The organism is Chloroflexota bacterium, assembly GCA_020850535.1.
Taxonomy (GTDB): Bacteria; Chloroflexota; UBA6077; order UBA6077; family JACCZL01; genus JADZEM01.
Genome location: JADZEM010000024.1, coordinates 1 through 5,052, shown reverse-complemented (window position 1 = coordinate 5,052; position 5,052 = coordinate 1). Strand labels below are relative to the sequence as shown.

Annotated in this window: 4 protein-coding genes; 1 reads left to right on the top strand and 3 read right to left on the bottom strand. The window is 66.1% G+C overall.

Annotated features, from left to right (window positions below; translation table 11 throughout):
- Positions 1-287: 287 nt before the first annotated feature.
- From IT306_04685 to IT306_04675, 3 genes are all read right to left on the bottom strand, one after another.
- A complete protein-coding gene (locus IT306_04685) occupies positions 288-1,769 on the bottom strand; it encodes an extracellular solute-binding protein (GenBank protein MCC7367692.1) in 1,482 nt (493 codons plus the stop codon).
- A gap of 98 nt (positions 1,770-1,867) precedes the next feature.
- A complete protein-coding gene (locus IT306_04680; GenBank protein MCC7367691.1) occupies positions 1,868-2,776 on the bottom strand; it encodes a carbohydrate ABC transporter permease in 909 nt (302 codons plus the stop codon).
- Positions 2,773-3,798: a sugar ABC transporter permease gene (locus tag IT306_04675; GenBank protein ID MCC7367690.1), complete on the bottom strand. Its 1,026-nt coding sequence runs from the start codon at positions 3,796-3,798 to the stop codon at positions 2,773-2,775. Before IT306_04675 ends, IT306_04680 begins: the two co-directional genes overlap by 4 nt.
- A 286-nt stretch (positions 3,799-4,084) precedes the next feature.
- Between IT306_04675 and IT306_04670 the strand changes: the two genes are divergently transcribed.
- Positions 4,085-4,870, top strand: a complete 786-nt coding sequence (locus IT306_04670; protein MCC7367689.1) for a hypothetical protein — start codon at positions 4,085-4,087, stop codon at positions 4,868-4,870.
- Positions 4,871-5,052: the final 182 nt, after the last annotated feature.

The following is a 5,052-nucleotide window of genomic DNA, read 5'->3' as shown; positions in this document are numbered from 1 at the left end:
TCCTGCAGTCGCTGCGCGACGCTCCAGTCGCACCAGTGCCGGCCGTTCCCGGCGGCCGTCGCGCAGCGACGGCGTGACTGTAGGCGGGGACTTCAGTCCCCGACCGCCCGTTCCATGATGCTTCGGGTACACCAATGAACATGCAATCGCCCTGTGGTGTAGGGCCGCGCGGCAGGCGGGATGAGGTCCGGCTCAACCGTATCGCGTGAGGGAACGGGAATGCCAAGAGGGCGGGTGGGAGAAGGTCTCCCGCCCGCCCTCTTGGCATCACCAGTTGCAGAACGCGGTTACCGCTTCGGCGCGTTCTCCTTGAGGATCGCGTTCGCCTTGGTGGTCGCGTCCTCGACGAGCTTCTTCGGGTCGGCGTTGGCGTCCGTCGCCGCCTTCGTCGCCACTTCCTTGTCGATCAGGTCGCGGACCGGATCGTAGCCCGCCACCGGCGACTCGACCATCGCGTACTGGAACCAGTCGAACATGCGGGCGTAGGAGTCTGCCGCCGCGCCCCACTTCGGATCGGCCTTGTAGGTGTTCAGCACGTCGGCCTTGGCGCTCTGGCGGACCGGCAGGTAGCCGGTGTTGACGGCCCACTTCGTCGTCTGGGCCTTCTCACCCAGGAACTTGATAACCAGCCAGGCGGCCAGCTCCTTCTCGGGCGTCGTCTTGTAGATCGAGACGCTCGCGCCGTAGAGGTTCACGGCTGGCTTGCCGTTGTTGGGCAGCATGTTGATGTCCCACTTGAAGTTGCTGCCCTTGCTGACGGCTTCCTGGTAGAACGGCAGGCCCGACGAGCTGGCGAAGGTGAAGAGCACCTGCCCCGCCGCGAAGCGGTTCTGCTCGCCGTTGCGCTCGCTGGTGGGGATCTCCACGGCGCACTTGTTCTTGAACATGCGCTGGATCATCGCCGTGGTCTCGACGCCGGCCTCGCTGTTGAAGACGTAGGAGGCGCCGTCCGGCGCGAGGATGCGCCCGCCGCGCGAGAACACCTGCGAGGCGAAGTTGGAGGCGTCGTGGCGGAAGGCCCAGCCGTACTTGTTGGCGGCGGGATCGCTGGCCTTGCAGGCGGCCTCTTCCCAGGTCTTCCAGTCCTTCGGGGCCTCGTTGTAGCCCAGCTGCTTGAGCCAATCGGCGTTGTAGTACATGACCTCGATGGAGCGCTGCGTCGGGAAGCCGAGCCGCTCACCCTGGAACTGCGGGTTCAGGTCGCTGTCCAGGAAGGTCTGGAAGTAGTCCTTCATGTCCTCATCGCTCAGCCCATACTTCTTGCTCTTGAGGAACGGGTTGATGTCGATGATGGCGTTCTGCGCACGGTAGAAGGCAGCCTGATTCTGATAGGCGACGCTGATCTCGGGTGGCTGGCCGGCCTGGATCGCCGCGCTGACCTTGTTGTAGACGTCCGGGTAGGACGCCCCCGCGATCTCAGCACGCGCCTTGATGCCGTACGGGTTCGACTTGCTGAACTCGTCCAGCAGCGTCGTCAGCATCTCCTGGTCTTTCTGCGGGCGGTTGTGCCAGTAGACGACCTCGACGTTCTTGCCGGTCAGGTCGATAGCGTCCACCATCTCAGGGCTGGTGGGCGGGTTGCTGACGGTAACGGGCTTCGCAGCCTCAGCCGGCTTGGCCGGCGCAGTGGTGGCCGCTGCCTGGGCGGCCGGGGCGGCCGGCTTGCTCTCGGCTGGCTTGGCGGCTTCAGCCGGCTTGGCCGGTGCTGCCGTCGGGGCTGCTGGCTGGGCGGCCGGGCCGCAGGCCGCGAGCAGTAACCCGACACTCATGATGAATGCCAGTGCGCGTCTAGACCTTCGCATCGGGACTGTCCTCCAGGTGCCGTGGCGCTGAGGGTGGAGACGGACGACGGTGAGGGACTCTGGTGCTATCCCTTGAGTCCGGTGTTCAGAATGCCCTCCCGGAACTGGCGCTGCGCGACGAAGTAGAGGATCAGGACCGGCAGGATGACCATGGCCGCGAACGCCATCAGCAGGTGCACCTGGGTGCCCTGGCCCTGCATGAACTGCTGCAAGCCCACGGCCAGCACCCGCATGTTGCTGTCCCGCGTCGCCAGCAGCGGCCACTTGAAGGCGTCCCAGGCCCAGATGAAGTTGAGCAGGGCCACCGTCAGCAGGGCCGGCTTGCTCAGCGGCACCACGATCGAGATCATGAAGCGGACGTGGCCCATGCCGTCGATCAGCGCGGCCTCGAACAGATCTTTGGGGATCTGCATGAAGAACTGCCGCAGCAGGAAGATCGAGAAGACGTTGACCAGGAACGGCACGATCAGCGCGAAATACGTGTTGTACCAGCGCAAGTTGAACATCATGACGATCTTCGGGACCAGCGTCAGGTCTTCCGGCAGCATCATCGTGATCAGCACGATGACGAACAGGAGCTGCTTGCCCGGCAGCTCCATGCGCCCGAGCGCATAGGCGGCCATCGTCGAGGTCACCAGCACGCCGGTCACGATGCTCAGCGACACGATGACGCTGTTGGCGAGGTAGCGGAAGAAGAGGAACGTCTGCCACTGGCTGTCCCAACCGATGGTCTGAATCGCCTCGGCGAAGTTCCCGAACTGCGGCGCTTCGCCGCCGAGCGGCGGCCACGGCCAGATGACGTTGTTGATGACGCTGGCGTACGACTTCAGCGCCGTCATCACCATGAAGAGGAACGGCACCACCGCCAGCACCGCCGCCACCACGATCACCGCCTGGATCGCCACGCCGCCAGCCGTCAGCTTCGTGGGACGGCTCGGGTGGCGGGGGGCGGTGCGCTCGGCGGCCTCGATCATTCGTAGACCACTCGCCGGCCGGCCACGTAGTTCTGGGTGAGCGTCAGCGCCAGGATCACCGTGAAGAGGATGAACGAGAGCGCCGCCGCGTAGCCGTACCGATTGAACGCATACAACTGCTGGAAGATCAAGATGCTGGCGGTCTGGGTGGAGTCACTCGGGCCGCCGCCCGTCATCACGAAGATGTGGTTGAACGCTTTGAAGGTGCCGATCACGGTGACGATCAGCAGGAAGAAGATGGTGGGGGACATCAGCGGGACGGTGATATGCCGCAGGAGATTCCAGCCTCTGGCCCCGTCCACTTTGGCCGCTTCGTACAGCTCGCCGTTGATGTTGACCAGGCCGGCCAGGAAGATCGTGATGTCGTAGCCGATGAAAACCCAGGTGGTGTAGAGCGAGACCGAGACGAGCGCGAGGCTCGGGCCGTGCGCCCAGCCGGGCAACGTCATCCCGAACTGCTGCGCGATCAGCGCGAACACGCCGGCCGGCTCCCCGAGCCAGCGCAGGCCGCTGAAGCCAATGGCCCGCAGCGCCGTGTTCAGCAGTCCGCTGTCCGGGCTGTAGATGTAGCTCCAGACCGCCGCCGAGGCCACCGTCGAGGTGATGTACGGCAGGAACATCATCATCCGGAACAGCTCGTGGCCCCGCGTGCGCTGGAAGAGGAACACGGCGATCAGGAAGCCGAGGCCAAGCTGCACCGGCACCGTGATGATGGAGTAGGTCGCCGTCACCAGCAGCGAGTTCCACATCGCGGCGTCTTGCAGGCCGCGCAGGTAGTTGTCCGCGCCGATGATGGCCTGACAGCCGAGCCGCCAGTCGCACAGGCTGATGTAGAAGCCGAACGCGATGGGGAACAGCTCGAAGACGGAGATGATGATCAGGGCGGGAGCGAGGAGGGTGTAGCCGAGCGCCCGCTCGCGCACCTTGCGCGACACCAGCCGCCGCAGGCCGGGGATCGGCTGAGGCTGCGCCGTTGCCGCGCCCGCGGCGTCGATCTGGCCCGCCTGAGAAGTCACGTCCATCCCTATCGTCGCGCTGCCACGCCCGACCGAGCCACAAGACTGCCCGCGCCACAGCGGCCCACCCCTCCCCGAGCGACCGTCGTACCAGCGCTGCTCAGGACGATAGTCAAGTCCGGCGCGGCGTGCAAGGGGTCTGACGTTAACGGCGTGTCATGAATCGCCATCAGACACGGAATTGAGACACCCGGCGCGTCCTGGCCCGCCCGGCGACGCGCCAGGGGGGCCGGGTCTGGTACCGTGTGGTCGCCGCCCAGCGTCGGGCAAACCTCCGACACGGAGCACGACCATGCTGTACAACCCGTTGCGCCAGAAGATCGCCGAGGGCAAACCGGTGATCGGTCCGCTGTTTCAAGAGATTCCAGACTCGCTGGAGCTGGTCGAGAACTTCGGCCACGCCGGATTCGACTACGTCATGATCGATGGCGAGCATGCCGGCGTCCACGTGTCGCACGCGCGTGACATCGCCCGGGCGGCCGAGGCTGCCGGCATCTGTGCCCTGGCTCGCGTCCCCGACACCGACCCTGGCCGCATCCTGGCCCTGCTGGACTCCGGCGTCAAGGGCATCATCCTGGCCCACTGCGCCACGGTCGAGGCCGCCGAGGAGCTGGTCAAGGCCTGCAAGTACCCGCCGCGCGGCATCCGTGGGGCCTCCGGCGGCAGCCGGGCCGCCCACTACGGGTATGGCCCGAGCATCGGCGAGAAGATGGACATCTTCGACCGCGAGACGATGTGCCTCGGGCTGATCGAGGATGCGAGCGCGCTGCCGCACATCGAGGACATGCTGAAGATCGACGGCTTCGACGGCTGCTTCCTGGGCGCCGGCGACATGGCCCTGAGCATGAAGCGCGAGTACCTGGGCATGCGGCCCTCGCACCCCGAGGTGCAGGCGGCGATGGACACGGTGCGCGATCAGACGCTCGCCGCCAACAAGCTGGTGATGTGCCCGGCTGGCAGCGGCGCGGACGCGAAGAAGCTGATCGACAGTGGCATCCAGATGATCGTGGTGCAGTTCGGGCAGATGTTCAAGACGGCCCTGACGAGCTACCTCGACGGAGCGCACGGCCGCTCGTAAGCGTCAGGCGACAAGGCCCTCACCCCCGGCCCCGCTCCCGTGCATGTGGAGCGGGGTCGACTCGTTTCCCGCAGCGACAGACCGTCATCGCCTGCAAAGCATGCGGCCCCACGTGTCGTCCTTCGCTGCCCCGCACCCTGTCTGCCTTACCCCTCCCCCCGCCCCGCGCACCCGCGGGCGGG

What these genes read in the sequence shown, in the direction of transcription:
- IT306_04685 (MCC7367692.1), bottom strand. Translation starts at nt 1,769, where the DNA reads ATGAGTGTCGGGTTACTGCTCGCGGCCTGCGGCCCGGCCGCCCAGCCA.
- IT306_04680 (MCC7367691.1), bottom strand. Translation starts at nt 2,776, where the DNA reads ATGATCGAGGCCGCCGAGCGCACCGCCCCCCGCCACCCGAGCCGTCCC.
- IT306_04675 (MCC7367690.1), bottom strand. Translation starts at nt 3,798, where the DNA reads ATGGACGTGACTTCTCAGGCGGGCCAGATCGACGCCGCGGGCGCGGCA.
- IT306_04670 (MCC7367689.1), top strand. Translation starts at nt 4,085, where the DNA reads ATGCTGTACAACCCGTTGCGCCAGAAGATCGCCGAGGGCAAACCGGTG.